Here is an 18,377-nt window from a genome sequence, read left to right on the forward strand (position 1 = left end):
ATTTTGGGATTATGAAGAAGATATTTAATCTTTTAATCAACCTTAAACTATTTACTTTTCCTAATCTCCACAATTACGATGCTTTTTCATGTCTTATTTGAAAACGCTATATAGGGTTTTTGAGCAAAGATAAGAGAGAAAAAAATAGACTCCAAAATCGGGTTGAGTAGGAAGAGGATAAAGGTATGAAGACAGAAAATTTCTCTCCCCGACAAGCATTAAACAAAGCATTCCTGAGTAGGGATAATTCATGAATTATCCCTACGGAATTATCCCTACGGAATTATCCCTACGGAATTATCCCTAAGAGGTGATTATAAAATCGGCTCGATTTTTTTTCTAAAAACCCTTGACAAATGGCAAGACTTGCTTTAGACTTTTTAGATAATGGGAATCCGTGCGCAAATATATATAGGGTTTTTGAGCGAAGATAAGAGAGAAAAAAATAGACTCCAAAACCGGGTTGAGTAGGAAGAGGATAAAGGTATGAAGACGGAAAATTTCTCTCCCCGACAAGCATTAAAGAAAGCATTCCTGAGTAGGGATAATTCATGAATTATCCCTACGGAATTATCCCTACGGAATTATCCCTACGGAATTATCCCTACGGAATTATCCCTACGGAATTATCCTTACGATCTGAATTGTTGTTACGGTGATTATAAAATCGGCTCGATTTTTTTCTAAAAACCCTTGACAAATGGCGAGACTTGCTTTAGACTTTTTAGATAATGGGAATCCGTGCGCAAATATATATATAGTTTTTGAGCGAAGATAAGAGAGAAAAAAATAGACCCCAAAACCGGGTTGAGTAGGAATAGGGATAAAGGTATGAAGACAGAAAATTTCTCTCCCCGACAAGCATTAAACAAAGCATTCCTGAGTAGGGATAATTCATGAATTATCCCTACTAAATTGTTGTTACGGTGATTTTTTCTGAAAACCCTTGACAAATGGCGAGACTTGCTTTAGACTTTTTAGATAATGGGAATCCGTGCGCAAATATATATAGGGTTTTTGAGCAAAGATAAGAAAGAAAAAAATAGACCCCAAAATCGGGTTGAGTAGGAAGAGGATATAAGGTATGAAGACAGAAAATTTCTCTCCCCGACAAGCATTAAACAAAGCATTCCTAAGAGTCAAACCGAGTCGTAGTCAGGTGGAGAAGTTTCAAACCCACCTAGAACAACTTTTGGGGAGTATAAACGAGACAGAATCAGAGGAGTTCCATAAAAACCTGCTTGCAGACTTTCTCAAACACAGCTACTATAGTCCCCAACATTTCATCAACACCAAGGGAAGGAATGATTTAGTCATCCATAATGGGAAAGAGTCGCGGGATTCCGTGGGGGTAATACTGGAAGTCAAGAAACCCAGCAATAAAAGCGAGATGCTGCGGAGAGACAAACTCAACTGTAAAGCATTACAAGAATTACTCCTCTACTTCCTTCGGGAAAGGATAACCGAGAAAAACCTAGAGATAAAACACCTGATTGCTACCAATATATATGAGTGGTTTATCTTCGATGGGAATATCTTCGAGAGACTATTCGCACAAAATCAGGAACTTGTCAGACAGTTTAATGACTTTGAGACGGGGAGACTAACGGGAAAAACCACCGACTTCTTCTATAAACAGATAGGAGAACCCTTCCTTAACTCCATACTCGATTCCCTGACATACACCTATTTTGACTTGCGGGAATACTCCCAAACCATCCTGGAGGACGAACATAACCTTATCAGTCTCTATAAAATCTTTTCTCCCGAACACCTGTTAAAACTCCCCTTTGCGAACGATAGCAACAGTCTCGACAAAAACTTTTATAGTGAACTGCTGCATATCATCGGATTGACAGAGAGAAAAGAGGGAGGAACAAAACTCATCCGACATCTGCAACCGGCAGCGCGACAACCCGGTTCGCTGCTAGAGAACGCTATCAGTCAAGTGGAGAGTTTAGATAAAATCTCTCGTTTACCCAATCCCGAGGAATTTGGGGAGACGGAAGAGGAGAGACTATTTAATATCGGTTTAGAGTTGGGGATAACCTGGATAAATAGAATCCTCTTCCTCAAACTATTAGAAGCGCAGATAATTAGGTATCATCGGGGGGATAAATCCCTAGGGTTTCTCAATTTAGGCAAAATTGCCAACTATGACGACTTAAATCGCTTATTTTTCAGCGTTTTGGCCAAAAAACAGACAGAAAGAAGCAAAGACATCCAGAATACCCATACTCAGGTTCCCTATCTCAACAGTTCCCTATTTGAACCGACGGAATTAGAACAATCAACCATAGTTATCAGTAACCTGCGTTCGGAGAATATAGAGATTTTTGCAGGAACAGTCTTAAAGGATAGTCAGGGGAAAAAGCGAACAGGAGAAATCAACGCTTTAGCATACCTATTTGAGTTTCTCAATGCCTACGATTTTAGCAGCGAAGGTGGGGAAGCGATACAGGAGGATAATAAGACTCTTATCAATGCGTCAGTGTTGGGATTAATCTTCGAGAAAATCAACGGATATAAGGATGGTTCCTTTTTCACCCCCGGTTTCATCACTATGTATATGTGTCGGGAAACGATTCGACGCGCAGTAATAGAGAAATTTAACCAGAGTCAGGGATGGGATTGTCAGACAATCGAGGATGTGTATAACCGCATCAAAGATAAAACGGCAGCCAATGCTATTATCAATAGTCTCAAAATTTGTGATCCTGCGGTGGGTTCGGGACATTTTCTTGTTTCTGCTTTGAACGAGATAATCGCGATTAAGAGTGAGTTACAGATTTTAGTGGATAAAGAGGGTAAAACTCTCAGGGATTATCGGGTTGAGGTGGTGAACGATGAGTTAATCGTCACCGATGATGACGGTAATCTGTTTGAATATAATCCCCGCAACCGAGAAAGTCAGCGAGTACAGGAGACTTTATTTCAGGAAAAACAGCGTCTGATTGAGGGGTGTCTCTTTGGAGTTGATATCAATCCCAACTCGGTGAAAATCTGTCGGTTGCGTTTATGGATTGAGTTACTCAAGAATGCTTACTACAAAGCAGATAATGAGTTAGAGACGTTACCGAATATCGATATTAATATCAAGGTTGGCAATTCTCTGATTAGTCGCTTTGGGTTATCCAATGATTTACAAGTCTTTTCCCGCAAAAATCGTTTAAGTATCGAGAGTTATAAGGATGCGGTGAGAGTCTATCGCAACGCGGAGGATAAATCGCAAAAGCGCGAGATGGAGAGATTGATAAGTGAGATTAAGAGTAGTTTTCGTCAGACTTTACAGGGAGATAATCCTCTGAAAAAGCGCTTGCGGGGTTTGGAAACGGATTTATATAGTCTAGAGAATCAAATTTTGTTATTTGAGGAGTCACCCAAGGAAAAGAAAGCGCGGGAAAGGAAGATTAGTCAGTTAAGGAATGAGATTGATAAGTTACGTCCGCAACTAGAGGAGATTGAAAGCGGTAAGATTTATCATAATGCTTTTGAATGGCGCTTCGAGTTCCCCGAAGTCCTAGATGATAAGGGGAATTTTATCGGTTTTGATGTGGTAATTGGCAATCCTCCTTGGGGAGCAAAAATAGATAATAAACATCTAACCAAAATAAAAGAGAAAAATTCCGATATTATCGTGAGAATGATAGATTCTTTCATGTTTTTTGTTAATTTGACATTCTCCATTAAATCGCAATATGGTCTTATCTGTCAAATTATCCCCGATGTTATTCTCTATCAAGTTGATAATGAAAAATTACGAGAGAAAATTTTTAAAACCCATCAATTAGAGATAGCTTTTAATCTGGGAGATAGAATTTTTGAAGATGTTGCTAGACCATGTTGTATTATACTTCTGACATCGAAATTTACTAATATATCTTGGGTGGGAGAATATCAAAAATCTTCTGATGATAGTGTTAATAGTCTCAGTCACAATTTATTAATACCAATAGAGACATCTTTTTTTAAAACAATTCCTAATCAAGTCATTACTACTAAAAACCTAATTGGATACAAAATTATCAATAGATATAATAAAATTAAACTTAGAGACTTAATAGATCAAGATGGAATTCAAAGAGGAGTCAGTCCTGATTTAAAAGAAGCTTTTATTGTTGATAAAAAAAATATCGATAAATTCCATCTGGAGCAAAATTTTATTTTTCCTACTATTACTGGTGGGAGGGATTTAAATAAATACTTGATCTCAGATATTGATAAAAAGATTATCTATACTAAAAAAACGGATGATCCTCAATTAATACCGCAAATAATTGAGTATTTAAAATCTTTTAAAGAGCGAATAACTTGTGTAGAAGTTAAAGAAAATAAACATCCTTTTTGGTCTTTGCACCGTCCCAGAAACCAAGAAATTTTTCTAAAACCAGAAAAAATTATTGGTGTGATTACTGGAGATAAAATTATTGTTGCTTTGGATAACAATCAAATATTTCCAACGGATGGACTATACTTAATGTCCAGTAGCGGAAGATTATCCAATAAATTTTTATTAGGAGTTTTAAACTCAAAAATCATTACTTATTTTTATCGATTATTGTCAATGGAAGTTAATCGTACTTTAGCTCAAATAAAGCCAACAATTTTAGAAGAAGTACCGATTGAAACACATCCTGAAACCTTAGTAAAAAAAATTGAAATTAAAGTCGATCAAATTCTCACGGCTAAAAAATCTAATCCCAAAGCTGACACCAGCGAGTTAGAAAAAGAGATTGACAAAATAGTGTATGAATTGTATGGATTAAGTGAGGAAGAAATCGGGATAATAGAGGGGGAAATAAAATAGCATCCCAACGCACCCAAAAGCATCCCAAAGGACTAAAAAAAATTTGATCCCCCTAAATCCCCCTTAAAAAATTTGATCCCCCTAAATCCCCCTTAAAAAGGGGGACTTAAATTTGATACATTAGTTCTGATGATAAATTCTGTTTTTAATAGTATGATGAACTCCCAATCGAACTTTAAAACCCATCTCCCCACTTCCCCATACCTATTACCTAGAATTATTAGTATTCTATAATACCAATGCTTAGGAAACTATAAAGAAAATCCCAAGATTGAGCGAGTACCTTGGCGAAAAACGCTATAATAGAATAAAATGCCTAATTTTTTCGACAAAATTGTTATGATAGTTACCAATAGACAAGAGCTAGAAGAACTGATACAACAGGTAAAAAAAGCTCAACAACAATTTGCCAACTATAACCAAGAACAAGTAGATCTTATCTTCAAAAAAGCCGCATTAGCAGCCAACAACGCGCGCATTCCTTTGGCTAAAATGGCAGTACAAGAGACAGGGATGGGAGTAATAGAAGATAAAGTGATTAAAAACCATTTTGCCTCAGAAATCATCTACAACAAATATAAACACAGCAAAACCTGCGGCATTATCGAAGAAGATAAATCCTTTGGATTGCAAAAAATCGCCGAACCAGTGGGCATTTTAGCGGGGATCGTACCCACCACAAATCCCACCTCCACAGCCATTTTTAAAGCCCTAATTGCCCTGAAAACCCGCAACGGCATCATTTTTTCCCCCCATCCGCGAGCCAAAGACTGCACCATCGCAGCGGCCAAAATAGTCTTAGAAGCGGCCGTCAAAGCGGGCGCACCGGCCGGTATTATTGGTTGGATAGATCAGCCATCGGTGGAACTTTCCCAAGCATTAATGCAACATCCCAGCATTAATTTAATCCTTGCTACCGGCGGCCCCGGTATGGTAAAAGCGGCCTATTCTTCCGGAAGACCTTCCCTAGGAGTCGGTGCCGGCAATACCCCCGCTTTAGTGGACGAAACTGCTCACATAAAAATGGCCGTTTCCTCGATTATTCTCAGTAAAACCTTTGATAACGGCATGATTTGCGCCTCCGAACAATCGGTAATCGTTGTCGATAGCATCTATGAAGAAGTTCGACAGGAATTTATTGCTCGCGGGGCCTATCTTCTTTCCCCCGAAGAAAGGGAAAAAGTCGTCGGGATTCTCCTAAAAGATGGTCATATCAACCCCGATATCGTCGGACAACCGGTAGAAAAATTAGCCACCATGGCCGGAATTTCCGTTCCCGAAGATACCCGCTTACTAATCGGAGAAGTGGAAAATATTGGCTTAGAGGAACCATTTTCCTACGAAAAACTCTCGCCAATTTTAGCCATGTACCGGGCCAAAGACTTTGAAGATGGGGTCAAAAAAGCCGAAAAACTGGTCTTATTTGCCGGTCGAGGTCATACGGCCGTGCTTTATACCGCACCCTCCAATCGGGAACATATTAAGCACTTTCAAGACAACGTACAAACGGCCCGGGTATTAATTAATACCCCTTCCTCCCAGGGTGCGATTGGTGATATCTATAACTTCCGTCTCGATCCTAGTTTAACCCTCGGTTGTGGCACTTGGGGCGGTAATTCCATCAGCGAAAACGTCGAACCTACCCACCTATTAAATATTAAAACCGTAGCCGAGCGCCGGGAAAATATGCTTTGGTTCCGAGTACCACCAAAAGTATATTTTAAATACGGAGCATTACCCGTCGCTATTCGGGAATTAGCCGGCAAAAAACGGGCCTTTATTGTCACCGATAAACCTCTTTTTGACCTAGGAGTTACCGCAGCTTTAGAGGAAGTTTTAGAAGAAATCGGCATCACGATTAATATCTTTTATGATGTGGAACCCGATCCTTCCCTAGAAACCGTCGAACGGGGGTTAAATGTAATTAATACCTTCAATCCCGATGTAATTATCGCTATCGGTGGTGGTTCCCCCATGGATGCGGCTAAAATCATGTGGCTACTCTACGAGCATCCAGAGATAGAATTCGAGAGCTTGGCCATGCGTTTTATGGATATCCGCAAACGAGTCTATGAATTGCCCCCTTTAGGCGAAAAAGCTCTGATGGTGTGTATTCCCACCACTTCGGGAACAGGATCGGAAGTGACTCCCTTCGCCGTCGTGACCGATCGCCGTAATAATATTAAGTATCCTTTGGCAGATTATGCTCTAACTCCCAGCATGGCCATCGTCGATCCGGAATTAGTGCTGAATATGCCGAAAAAATTGACAGCCTACGGCGGAATTGACGCTTTAACTCACGCTCTTGAGGCCTACGTCTCGGTTTTAGCCTCAGAATATACTAATGCTCTTGCTCAAGATGCCATCCGACTGCTGTTTAAATACTTGCCCAGTTCCTATCATAACGGAGCTAAAGACCCGAAAGCGCGGGAAAAAGTCCATTATGCGGCGACAATGGCAGGAATGGCCTTCGCTAATGGCTTTTTAGGCATCTGTCACTCCATGGCCCACCAATTAGGGGCAATTTTCCACATTCCCCACGGTCTAGCCAATGCCTTGATGATTTCCCACGTCATCCTCTATAATGCCACCGATGCCCCCTTTAAACAGGCCACTTTCTCTCAGTACAAATATCCTAACGTGAAGTGGCGCTATGCCAGGATCGCTCATTCCTTGGGATTGGGAGGAGAAAGCGAGACCGAAAGTGTGGAAAGATTGGTATTAGCGATCGAATGTTTAAAACGGGAAATCGGTATTCCGGCCAGTATTAAAGAGGTAATTCCCGAAACTGAAGCCGAATTTATGGCCAAATTAGACCATTTAGCCGAACAAGCTTTCGATGATCAGTGTACCGGAGCCAATCCCCGTTATCCCCTGATTGAGGACTTAAAAACCCTGTTAATCCAAGCTTATCACGGCAATTTGCCCCTAGAGGTGGCGGTAAATGGTCACGGTGATGTCAGTCTTGCCGATTTGAAGTTAGAGCCGCAACCGTTGAGCTTGTAGGGATAGATTTTGCCTTTGATTCCCCCTACCCCCTAGTAGGGTTGATTCATGAATCAACCCTACACCCCACACCCCACACCCCACACCCTACCCCCACACCCCACACCCCACACCCTACCCCCCACACCCCACACCCCACACGGATTTGAGAGTTTTTAACACCTACCTACTCAGCCACTGCTTAAAAATTATCCTTTTTCCCCCGCAGCCGCGCAAACACTTGTACTGGTTCGCTGCTATCCATGGTCATGGCCAAAGCGGGACTATCCCAACGCAAAAAAGGATTAGTCAGCTTTTCCGTCCCCAAAATTGCCGGAATCGTGGGAATATCTTCAGCGCGATGTTTTTCCACTTCCCGATAACGCTGTTGCAAAGCAGCATTATTAGGGTCAACTGTCAAGGCAAACTTTAAATTATTTAACGTATATTCGTGAGCGCACCAAACCCTAGTCTGGTCAGGCAGCGATCGCAATTTAGTTAAAGAAGCCACCATTTGGCCCGGTGTTCCCTCAAATAAACGACCACAACCCCCAGAAAACAGGGTATCACCACAGAATAACTCACCGTAATCTCCGGGGTTAACCGGGGGAAAATAATAGGCAATATGGCCGCGAGTGTGGCCGGGGACAAAGAAAACCTCGGCCCAGCGACCGGCAAATTCCACCCGATCCCCCTCCTCTAAAAACAGCTGCTGGCCCGGAATGCGACCGCGATCCTCCTTTCCCCCATAAACACAAAGATGGGGATAACGATTAATTAAAGCCTGATTAGCCCCCACATGGTCGCCGTGGTGATGGGTATTAAAAATAGCGACTAAATCCACCTGTAAAGCCTCTAATCGCCTGAAAACCGGTTCAGGTTCGGCCGGATCTACCACGGCCGCGATTTTTTGCGCTCGATCGTAGAGGAGGAAAATATAATTATCGGAAAGGGCGTTAAGACGTTCGATCTCCATGGTAGAATCTTGGGCTAAGGTTTAACTCGATCATATAGTGCTAACCTAACTCCCCGCAGCACAGGAATCGGCAAAAATTACGCAGGGAATCCCCACATGATTAATGGGAACAATATCGGGTTCTGTGGGGGGAAATAAAGCGACAACGTGGGGAACGGGACGGGGAGTATAATGCACTTGCGACTGGCCCCGATAAGCGAGGGAGGTGCTTGCTCCTGAATCCAACATCACCGCGTCCCGAAAACCTGCCTGTACTAATAATTCTCCCAAAGCCATGGAATCGATCGGGTCTCGGGAAACCCCGATTACTGGCTGTCCTGCCTGATTAATCCCCCAAAAAGCCCGGTGACGCAGGGCATCAAAACCGTAAAGTGTACCAAAGGACTCTCGCGATTGTGGTTGTCCATCTTTGACTAACCAAGCGGCCGCGACAAAAGCATCCGTCACCTTGAGATCATCTCCAGCCTCCGCTGCGATTCCTTCTAGGGTATTATGACGGGCAGGATCAAAAGGAAGATAACGCACCCATCGCTCAGTAATGATTACTAAAGGACGACCCTCTAACTTGCCGATTTCCCCTTCATATCCCGGTATAAAGCCGCCATTTTGGCTTAAAACCGGCCCGATCATCTGATTTGAGTCCAATTCCTTGAGAGAGAAAAAACCGCCATCTACAGCCGCGATCGCTTCTGTGCCGGCGATAATTTCCTCCACTTGATAACGACTATCAGCGTGGATGGTTTTGGGAATGCCGCCACTAATTAATACAAGTGTATTAGTTGGGAATTCCACTTCCCGTTTTTGGATGGTGGTGGCAAAGTTAAAACCGCCATCGGTACGGGGTAAGGGATCACCTCCCCAAGCTTGCGGGACAACTTCTCGCGTGCGCGATTGCCCAAAGCGTCCAATAGTGAGTAAATCGGGGGATTGTCCAGCAAAATGCTCATCGAGGTCATTCATCGATAAAGCCGCCCGATAACCCGCTTTTTTGACGAATTCCTTCACTCGATCGTCCGCCTTCCCTTCCGGATAGGTGAAATAATTAATCGGAATACCCAATTCTTTTTCTAAGATTTGTTTCGATTGCTTGACTTCTTGCTCTAAATCTGCATCGGATAATAACCTTAAATCCCGGGGATGACTGACACTATGGGAGACAATTTGTACTAGAGGATCGGCGGCCATTTCCTGGAGTTGTTGCCAAGTGACACTGGTTCGGCCGGTTTTTTGAGTCATTTTATTGATATAAATCGAGAAAACGGCGGGATAGTTATATTTTCTCAATAAAGGATAGACATACTGGTAATGTCCCCCATAACCATCATCAAAAGTTAATAAAACCGGTTTAGCGGGAAGGGGGATACCTGTCCGCAGATGGGAAATTAACCAATCGATACTGATAGGAGTTGCCCCGATTTCCTGCAAAAATTGAAAATGTGCCTCTAATTCGCCTGGAGTAACGTCAAAGAATACCTCTTTTTCTGGTAAAATGTCGTGATACATTAAAATCGGTACTTTTGCCCCTTGAGCGCGGAGATGAATTTCCGGCCAGGGTGCTAATTCGAGCGCTGTTGCCGAGTTATTTGGCCAATTATCGAGACTAATATCGTTTTTTTGGAGAGATAGGGGTAGAATCACGCGATCAGAGATGTTTTTATAGGTTTTACAATCAAAAACTCTCGATATATCCTTAAAGGAACTATTTTCTAGGACATAATCCGCGCATTCCGGTTGAAACTCCCTAAAAGGTGCGGGGAGAGAATCACCCCCCACCAGAGCATTAGAACGAGGATAGAGAGAAATTGCCCAAATAATCAGACAAACGACGATAAATGCCAAAAATCCGTATAGGGGAAGGAAGGGAAACGAAGATTTTTGCCGAGCTTGCCAACGCATAAGATCAAGTAATAAAGTAAAAAGTAAAAAGTAAAAAAGCAGATAGGCCCTGAGTTACCGAAAAAACTGCCTTTTATCTAGATTTTTGGCTTTTGTTTTCTCGTCAGCAAAGCCCACTGATTACAAGCTGAGTTTCCCTATAATCCGCTCCCTTGTCAAGTTTTCTAGAACACCCTCATCAGTTATCAGTTATCAGTTATCAGTTATCAGTTATCAGTTGTCAATAGACTACCTTTATTGATTCTCCCCATTTCCCCACACCCCACACCCCACACCCCACACCCCACACCCTACACCCCACACCCTACACCCCACACCCTACACCCCACACCCCGCTATATTCACGGGGATTAAACTGGTAAAGCGTGACACAAAACTGCTAGAGTTACCAAAGACGAGTATATAAACTTTACAGATATTGTATGAGAGTTTTGGTTATTGGCGGAGACGGCTATTGTGGTTGGGCAACGGCACTCCATCTATCAAATAGAGGTTACGAAGTAGGCATACTTGATAGTTTAGTTCGTCGCTATTGGGACTTACAATTAGGCTGCGATACCTTAACACCGATCGCACCCATATCTCATCGGATTCAACGCTGGCAAGATCTGACGGGAAAATCGATCGATCTTTTTGTCGGGGATATCAATAACTACGACTTTTTGATTCAATCCCTGCGACAGTTTCAACCGGATGCGATTGTTCACTTCGGAGAACAGAGATCTGCACCCTTCTCCATGATCGATCGCGAACACGCGGTTTTAACCCAAGTTAACAACGTTGTTGGCAATTTAAACATCCTCTACGCGATGAAAGAGGAATTTCCCGAAGCGCACCTAGTGAAACTGGGAACCATGGGTGAGTATGGCACACCTAATATAGATATTGAAGAAGGCTACATCACGATCGAACATAACGGTCGTAAGGATACTTTACCCTATCCCAAACAGCCAGGTAGTATGTACCATCTCAGCAAAGTCCACGATAGCCATAATATCCATTTTGCCTGTCGGATGTGGGGTTTAAAAGCCACGGATCTTAATCAAGGGGTGGTTTATGGAGTCCTCACCGAAGAAACGGGAATGGATGAGATGTTGATTAACCGTCTCGATTACGATGGGGTTTTTGGTACTGCTTTAAACCGTTTTTGTATTCAAGCGGCGATCGGTCATCCCCTAACAGTGTACGGTAAAGGTGGTCAAACGCGAGGATTTTTAGATATCCGCGATACCGTGCGTTGTTTGGAATTAGCGATCGCCAATCCTGCTCAATCCGGGGAATTCCGCGTTTTTAACCAATTTACCGAACTGTTTAGCGTCGGTGACTTGGCACTGATGGTGAAAAAAGCTGGTTCCGCGTTAGGGTTAAATGTGGAGATTAACAATCTTGACAACCCGCGCATCGAGTTAGAGGAACATTATTTTAACGCTAAAAACACGAAATTACTCGATCTAGGCCTACAACCTCACTATCTCTCCGATTCTCTCCTCGATTCCCTCTTGAACTTCGCCACCAAGTATAAAAATCGGGTAGATATGAATCATATCCTACCAAAAGTCACTTGGAAACGATAATTTATTAGTAAATGATAAGTTGAGGATGGGTTACTTGCCCATCCTTTCCGTTTTTCTAATGTATCGCCATCAAACTCGATCTTAATCCGCACTGATGGGAATTATGGTCGTCCGCAATTGGGGAAATTAGGGCAACGTTCCCGCATTAACTGGGAAAATTCGGTTCTTTGAGCAGGAGTTAGGACTTGGCGAATTTCCAAAAAACTTTCAAATTGCAGGTTACTCATTTCTTGGCGATTGCGGGAGATTTGCTGATGTTTAGCACGAATATCTCGATCGGAGGCATTATTCGATAATAAACTATTTAGTTCTTGTTCATTCTTTCTAATAGTTTCTTGCAATTTTTGGATTTGTCCTCGGTATTTCTGACGAATAGCGGCAACTTTTGACTTTTGGTCATCGGTAAGGTTTAATTGTTCGATTAGTCCTTCTCTAGAATTATTCATCCGACGGGGACGACTCTCAGGACGCTGGGGAGAGCTAGTTTGAGCAATAAATAGACGATCTTGGGGATAGGATAACACCGTGGCAGTTGGGGCCAGGTTAGCGGCCAGAGTTAAAGCCATGGTTGTGCCGAGAATCGAGACAGTAGAAAAGTACATAATTGACCTTGACAAAGAAATTAAGGATTATAGGTAGAATAGGTGAGTTGAGGCTCGTTTAAGCTCATCCAAGGGGAACTATAAACGCTAGAAGCAGCAATCGGTGGAGCGATGCTATGGTTCCAACTTTCCACTAAAAAAGCTTCTAACTGCTCGTCAGAAATTTGGCCTAGTTGTGGATGAGGATCAGACCAACGATAGGAAGCAACAATCAGCACAGATAAGGCAGTAATACCAGTTATCCACCCCAATAAAGGCAGGGATTTTGGCCAAGTTACCGGCCTTTCTCCCCTAATCATTTGCATTAACTGTTCTTCTTGATCTATCGGTCGAGGTGGCAGCGATGGACGATAGCGACGCAGAAAATTAACTACTTTCTCATCTTCCGGGGACATTAGAGAACTCCTTGTTTTTGCAAAAATTGACCCATGGTTTTACGCGCATAATGAAGACGTGATTTCACCGTACCGAGGGGAATTTCTAAGATTTGAGCGATTTCCTTTTGGGGTAAGTCCTCTAGATCGTGAAGGACAAGGACAGCGCGATGTTCTAAACTGAGAATTTCTAACCCTTGCTCGACCACCTCCTCATAATGCAATTGCATCAAATCGGGACTATCTTGGGGACGGGATTCGCTATCAAGGGAGTTTTCCTCATCAGTGCTTTTGGCCATCCTCATTTGTCTTTTGGCTAATTGTCGCCGACCATCGATCGCCACATTCCAGGTGATCCGATAAACCCAAGTGGAAAAGTATTCAGGTGAACGCAATTTCGGCAACCCGCGCCACAGTCTTAAAAATACCTCTTGGACAAAATCCTCTAGGAATTCCTGTCCACAGAGTTGATAGAGAGTAGAGCGGATTTTTGGTTGATAAAGACGGTAAAGGTGACGAAAAGCACCCCTATCACCCCTTTGACATTTCAAGATTAACTCTCGATCGCTCACACTTGTTTGCTTATCGGTTATCACCCTGATCATTACCCCCGCTGGATACCTGTCCGTTTAGACTGGGGGGTGTCAAGAATGGTTCATAACCAGTTATCAGTTATCAGTTATCAGTTATCAGTGATTCAGTGATTCAGTGAATCACTGAATCAGCTTTTTTCTTCCTGCTCCCCATCTCCCCTCTCCCTTCTCCCTTCTCCCCACACCCCACACCCCACACCCCATCACCGAGGGAGTAATTGTTGATAGAAATCCAATTGTTTTTGAGCGAGGGCTTTATTAGTATAATTGGTCATTACTCTCTGATAACCCCTCTGGCCTAATTCTTGAGCGAAGCTGGGATTATCTAAGAGAGTTTGTATCGATTTAGCCAGTGCCTCCCCATCTTTTTCGGGAAAAATTAAACCCGTATCGGCAATAACAAAGGGAATTTCTCCCGAATCAGAACCAATAACAGGAACCTGACAGGCCATGGCTTCAATTAAGACATGACCGAATTGTTCTTTCCAACCGACGGCCGTTAAAGTTTTGACCTGATAGGTGGTTTCTGACGGCAAAACTAAAGTGTTCATCAGGTTAAGATAATTAACTACTTGATCGTGGGGAACACTTTCCACTATCATCAAGCGATCGCTTATTCCTGCGGCTGTAGCTTCGCTGACTATTTTATCTTTCAGAATTCCCCGACCTAACAGTAATAATTTCCACTTACCTGTTAATTTAGATACGGCTTTAATCAGCGTTAGAATGCCTTTCTCTTCCACAAAACGACCGACAAAACCAATCACAAATTCATCGCTTTCAATACCTAAAGATCGGGCTAAATCGGGTTGCTTGCCCGGGGAAAAAAGAACTTCATCCACGCCTAATTGCGGTAAAACGGTGTATTTACCCCTGTAACCCCGTTCTTTTAAAACATCTACCCCGTCCTGATTACCGGCAATTAAACCATCGGTATTTTTCAGGTTATAAGCTTCTAACCAAGAGATGGGAAATTTAGGAGTATAGGGAAGATTCCACCAAGTAAAAAATACATTTTTAGCCCGGAGATTTAAGAGACGATTCAGAGTAATAAATTGTGCATAAGCGAGAGATTTAGAACCCTGTTCCACTTGAATAATATCAGGTTTAAACTTTTGCAATAAAGAAATTATATCAGTGCCAAAAGTTAATAAAGATTGGTTATTTTGGCTAAAATTAGAGATAGGAATAACTCGGAAATTATCAGCTATTTTCGGTTGACTTTCAATGATTTTATTTTGGACTCCTCCCGGTTGCCAACGTTGGGGAACAACAATAGTAACTTCAATACTGGGATTTAATCTTGTCAAGGCGCGCAGTTTCTCACAGTTGAGATCAACTATATATGTATGACTAGCGACTAAAATTCTCATAGATTATCTAGTTTTGTATAAATTTGACCATCATTCCAGAGGGACTTTACTTGAGTTTTCAGAGCATCCAGAAAACCTAAACTATAAAAAATTCCCCTAGAGAGGATTTTAATCGGGGAACCACCTTTATTACAGGGAGGATTGCCAAGAACGTGACAATCAAATAATTTAGCGTAGAGTCGCAATTGTTGAGCGGGAGTGAGATTTTTCAGGGCCATCAGAAAGTGATTATGATAAAAAGTCGTCTGATAACTCAGAGAACGAGTGCTAATATCATGACAGCCGCCGGTTTCTTCCCCTAAATGAACCAGATAAGCGGTGGGATCGTACCAGACATGATAGGGAGTCCGGCGTAACCTTAAGCAAAAATCCGATTCCTCGCGCACGGCACTGCCACGAAAGCGTTCATCGAACCAAATGCCGTATTTAGTAAATATATCCTTACGGAAAGACATATTACAGCCCCGGGCTGAGATTACCTGCTGGGGTTTAGTGGTGTGGACAAGATCGATGTAATACCAAGCAATGCCCGGATCCATCGCTTGGGGGGGTAAAAAGTCGATTTCGTAGGGTTTGCTGGTATCTGTCACCATTTTTTGGGAGTCACCCAATTTCATGCGATCAAATACCCGACCGGCCACTACACCTATCTTAGGGTTCTTGACAAAATTCTCACCATGTGCTTTGAGATAATTATCCGGTAGCCGCACATCATCATCGATAAAAAGAACAATATCGCCCTGGGCGCGACGGACTCCATAATTTCTGGCACCGGGTAAACTCGCCCAATCCAGTCGATACCAGCTAATTTTGTGCTGATTAGCCAGATTTTCCAGATAGGATTGTAGGGCGGGGCTGTGGGTAGCGGTCTGGTCGATAACTAACACCTCAAAATCGGGGTAATCTTGTCTGAGTAGGTCATCGAGAGTATCTTTAAGAGGCTCTTCGCGTCGATAGGTGGGTATGATGACAGAAATCGAGGGAAAATTCATAGCAGTAATCAGTAAACAGTAAACAGTAAACAGTAAACAGTAATGGCTCTTCGGTTTGTGTTATGCAATGGACGGGGGTTATAAGGGATGTAACCCTTATATAGAAAGGCATTTAGCGATTTTTGTTAATTTTTTTCGTCTAGAGCGAACTAATCAATTAAGTCTCTTGCCAGATAAGGATTTAGTCGATTTATGCCCCCCGATCAAACCAGACCAAGTAACGAAGAACCACAGTAATCAGTAAAAAGACAGTAAGTACCTAAGCAAAATTAATTACACACATCTAACCACCTCTTGCCTCTTGCCTCTTGCCTTTTGCCTTTCTTCACTAGGAAATTAATTTTGCACGACTACTTAGAAAACCGCACACTTAAAAACTCACATCTGATAACTGATAACTGATAACTGATAACTGAAAAGGCTTATAGTAATTTCAAGCTAAAGAAACACCTTTGCGTTTAAATTTTAAGCCCTTTTTGGAGGATTTTGTGGCGGTTTCCCCCGCCAGAATTTTTGCTTCTTTTTCCTGTTTTTCGATCACGGGTAATTTAAAAATTACGCCCGCAAATATCCAGTAATAAACGCCCACAGGATCCGTATCGAGGGCATACCAATAGGGAAGATAGGCAACAAAGAGCAGCAAAACCCAATAACTACCGGCAAAACCTCGCAGAGTGGGATCTTTGAGGGAACGATAGGTGCGGAAGGCCAGATAAACTAGATGGGTCATGAATATCATGTACAAGGCAAAACCAATGTATCCCAACTCGAATAAAACTTTACTGTGATAGGTTTCCACAAAAGAAATATCACCGAAAACCCTAGCAGAAGATGTGGCCACACCAAGTCCACGACCTAAAATACCGCCCTGATTACGGATAGCAAAATCCAACTGTTCTTGAAGAAAAGCGGTGGGGGGAGCCTGTTGCCAACGGCTGACGGCACTATCGTAGCGTTGTTGGACAAAATCGGGGTTAAGGAAAGAAAAACCGATAGCTAGAAGTAAAGCGGCGGCAAAAATGATCGGCAAAAATCTTTTTAAGTTAGCGATTTGTCCCGTAAGAATCGTCATCAGACCAATAATCATCGGTACGGCAAAGAAAGCTAATCTTTGCCCGGAGACCACTGCATTGATAAAAACTAGGGTTAAACCCACTAGGGCTGCTAGTCGCCATTTTTGGGAAGTTTCACTAAAGGCACTGGCATAACAAATTACGGCACTAGAGACCAAAAACCAGGCCCAGTGCCAGGGGGAAACAAAGGTACCCGGTAGGCGGATCATATTCACTTCCGGACTATAGACTAATCCCCCGCCAACCAAACACCTTGCCTCTAAGGTGGCTTTGAATAGTGCATCGGCCACATAGCCTCTAGTTCCTACACAACGACCGGTTTTCAGCATCCAGTATTGCATTAGTCCCAGGACACAACAAATAATCACTAAAGTTACTAAAAGACGACCAAAAAATAACAGGGTGGGTTTGTCTTTAATTAAGTAATAAGTGCAGAAGATCAAGGGGACATAACCTAGCAAAACTTTAAACCCTAATAGTCCTTGTAGAAAAGTCTCACTTTCCCGACAGGGAATTCCGAGCAAACGGCCATCCCTAAACACACTGATCCCAGCCACGGAATCGCAAGTAGGCAGAAATTGTCTCTGTAAATTGACGGCTAATAGACAGACTACACAGAAAACAAAGATTAATAATAGGGTTATACCTAATTGTTTCGGGACAATAATCGGTAATCGCTTTTTTCGACATTCTAAAACTAAGGCGATTAAAGCGGGTAGATAAAATATATCTTTACTAAGCTGGAGGATTTGACTACCTCCCAACCAATAGATAATAGTGCCAGTGAAGGGGACATAGATAATAAATGCCCAAAGAGCCGCACGGGGATAGCTAAAGGAGAAAACTCCTAAAATTAAGGCTAAACTTACTGCCGCTCCTATCTTGGCATCAAATAATAAGCTGAGGGGTAATCCGAGCAAAATTGCCACACAAATGGCAAAAATAATCAACCCCGTTAACTTTTGTTTCTTTTGCCTTTCTTCTTTTTTGAGGGCAAGTTTCTCTTTGATGTTAAGCGGGGGACTATCGGCTTTTGTTTGGCCTTTCTTATTCTTTTTTTTCTGGCGATCTATACTCAGTCCGGTCATAATTATCCCTTGCTAGGCTAGGCTAAGGGCATTATAATCCCTGT

11 protein-coding genes are annotated in these 18,377 nt (G+C 42.4%); 3 read left to right on the forward strand and 8 right to left on the reverse strand.

Annotation, left to right across the window (positions count from 1 at the left end; translation table 11 throughout):
• The first annotated feature begins 1,084 nt into the window (after nt 1–1,084).
• Both LW728_RS16000 and adhE read left to right on the forward strand, forming a co-directional pair.
• Nucleotides 1,085–4,807: a DUF7149 domain-containing protein gene (locus LW728_RS16000; RefSeq protein ID WP_287767256.1), complete on the forward strand. Its 3,723-nt coding sequence runs from the start codon at nt 1,085–1,087 to the stop codon at nt 4,805–4,807.
• 339 nt (nt 4,808–5,146) lie between these two features.
• Nucleotides 5,147–7,813: a bifunctional acetaldehyde-CoA/alcohol dehydrogenase gene (gene adhE / locus LW728_RS16005; RefSeq protein ID WP_150975786.1), complete on the forward strand. Its 2,667-nt coding sequence runs from the start codon at nt 5,147–5,149 to the stop codon at nt 7,811–7,813.
• A gap of 181 nt (nt 7,814–7,994) precedes the next feature.
• On the opposite strand, the gene gloB is transcribed toward adhE, so the two are convergent.
• A complete protein-coding gene (gloB, locus tag LW728_RS16010; protein ID WP_287667979.1) occupies nt 7,995–8,768 on the reverse strand; it encodes a hydroxyacylglutathione hydrolase in 774 nt (257 codons plus the stop codon).
• 45 nt (nt 8,769–8,813) lie between these two features.
• A complete protein-coding gene (locus tag LW728_RS16015; protein WP_287667976.1) occupies nt 8,814–10,664 on the reverse strand; it encodes a polysaccharide deacetylase family protein in 1,851 nt (616 codons plus the stop codon).
• A gap of 422 nt (nt 10,665–11,086) precedes the next feature.
• On the opposite strand from LW728_RS16015, the gene LW728_RS16020 reads away from it, so the two are divergent.
• A complete protein-coding gene (locus tag LW728_RS16020; protein WP_110543523.1) occupies nt 11,087–12,238 on the forward strand; it encodes an NAD-dependent epimerase/dehydratase family protein in 1,152 nt (383 codons plus the stop codon).
• Between the two features lie 101 nt (nt 12,239–12,339).
• Here LW728_RS16020 and LW728_RS16025 read toward each other — a convergent pair whose 3' ends face one another.
• The 6 genes from LW728_RS16025 to hpsL form a co-directional block, all read right to left on the reverse strand.
• A complete protein-coding gene (locus LW728_RS16025) occupies nt 12,340–12,840 on the reverse strand; it encodes a Spy/CpxP family protein refolding chaperone (protein ID WP_287667971.1) in 501 nt (166 codons plus the stop codon).
• Between the two features lie 20 nt (nt 12,841–12,860).
• Complete coding sequence (locus LW728_RS16030) at nt 12,861–13,235, reverse strand: hypothetical protein (RefSeq protein WP_287667968.1); 375 nt, start codon at nt 13,233–13,235, stop codon at nt 12,861–12,863.
• Nucleotides 13,235–13,819 (reverse strand): sigma-70 family RNA polymerase sigma factor, encoded by a 585-nt coding sequence (locus tag LW728_RS16035; RefSeq protein WP_287667966.1) that lies wholly within the window; start codon nt 13,817–13,819, stop codon nt 13,235–13,237. Before LW728_RS16035 ends, LW728_RS16030 begins: the two co-directional genes overlap by 1 nt.
• 191 nt (nt 13,820–14,010) lie before the next feature.
• Complete coding sequence (gene hpsO / locus LW728_RS16040; protein WP_287667964.1) at nt 14,011–15,180, reverse strand: hormogonium polysaccharide biosynthesis glycosyltransferase HpsO; 1,170 nt, start codon at nt 15,178–15,180, stop codon at nt 14,011–14,013.
• Nucleotides 15,177–16,172, reverse strand: coding sequence for a hormogonium polysaccharide biosynthesis glycosyltransferase HpsN (hpsN, locus tag LW728_RS16045; protein WP_002803342.1), 996 nt, complete (start codon nt 16,170–16,172; stop codon nt 15,177–15,179). The genes hpsO and hpsN overlap by 4 nt, the downstream gene beginning before the upstream one ends.
• Before the next feature lie 433 nt (nt 16,173–16,605).
• Nucleotides 16,606–18,333 (reverse strand): hormogonium polysaccharide biosynthesis protein HpsL, encoded by a 1,728-nt coding sequence (gene hpsL / locus LW728_RS16050; RefSeq protein WP_287767257.1) that lies wholly within the window; start codon nt 18,331–18,333, stop codon nt 16,606–16,608.
• Between the last annotated feature and the right edge of the window lie 44 nt (nt 18,334–18,377).

The sequence above is a fragment of the Microcystis sp. 49638_E5 genome, assembly GCF_021300285.1.
GTDB classification, from domain to species: Bacteria; Cyanobacteriota; Cyanobacteriia; order Cyanobacteriales; family Microcystaceae; genus Microcystis; species Microcystis aeruginosa_C.

Coding starts and splice junctions, on each gene's coding strand:
- LW728_RS16000 (WP_287767256.1), top strand. CDS start 1,085: ATGAAGACAGAAAATTTCTCTCCCCGACAAGCATTAAACAAAGCATTC.
- adhE (WP_150975786.1), top strand. CDS start 5,147: ATGATAGTTACCAATAGACAAGAGCTAGAAGAACTGATACAACAGGTA.
- gloB (WP_287667979.1), bottom strand. CDS start 8,768: ATGGAGATCGAACGTCTTAACGCCCTTTCCGATAATTATATTTTCCTC.
- LW728_RS16015 (WP_287667976.1), bottom strand. CDS start 10,664: ATGCGTTGGCAAGCTCGGCAAAAATCTTCGTTTCCCTTCCTTCCCCTA.
- LW728_RS16020 (WP_110543523.1), top strand. CDS start 11,087: ATGAGAGTTTTGGTTATTGGCGGAGACGGCTATTGTGGTTGGGCAACG.
- LW728_RS16025 (WP_287667971.1), bottom strand. CDS start 12,840: ATGTACTTTTCTACTGTCTCGATTCTCGGCACAACCATGGCTTTAACT.
- LW728_RS16030 (WP_287667968.1), bottom strand. CDS start 13,235: ATGTCCCCGGAAGATGAGAAAGTAGTTAATTTTCTGCGTCGCTATCGT.
- LW728_RS16035 (WP_287667966.1), bottom strand. CDS start 13,819: ATGATCAGGGTGATAACCGATAAGCAAACAAGTGTGAGCGATCGAGAG.
- hpsO (WP_287667964.1), bottom strand. CDS start 15,180: ATGAGAATTTTAGTCGCTAGTCATACATATATAGTTGATCTCAACTGT.
- hpsN (WP_002803342.1), bottom strand. CDS start 16,172: ATGAATTTTCCCTCGATTTCTGTCATCATACCCACCTATCGACGCGAA.
- hpsL (WP_287767257.1), bottom strand. CDS start 18,333: ATGACCGGACTGAGTATAGATCGCCAGAAAAAAAAGAATAAGAAAGGC.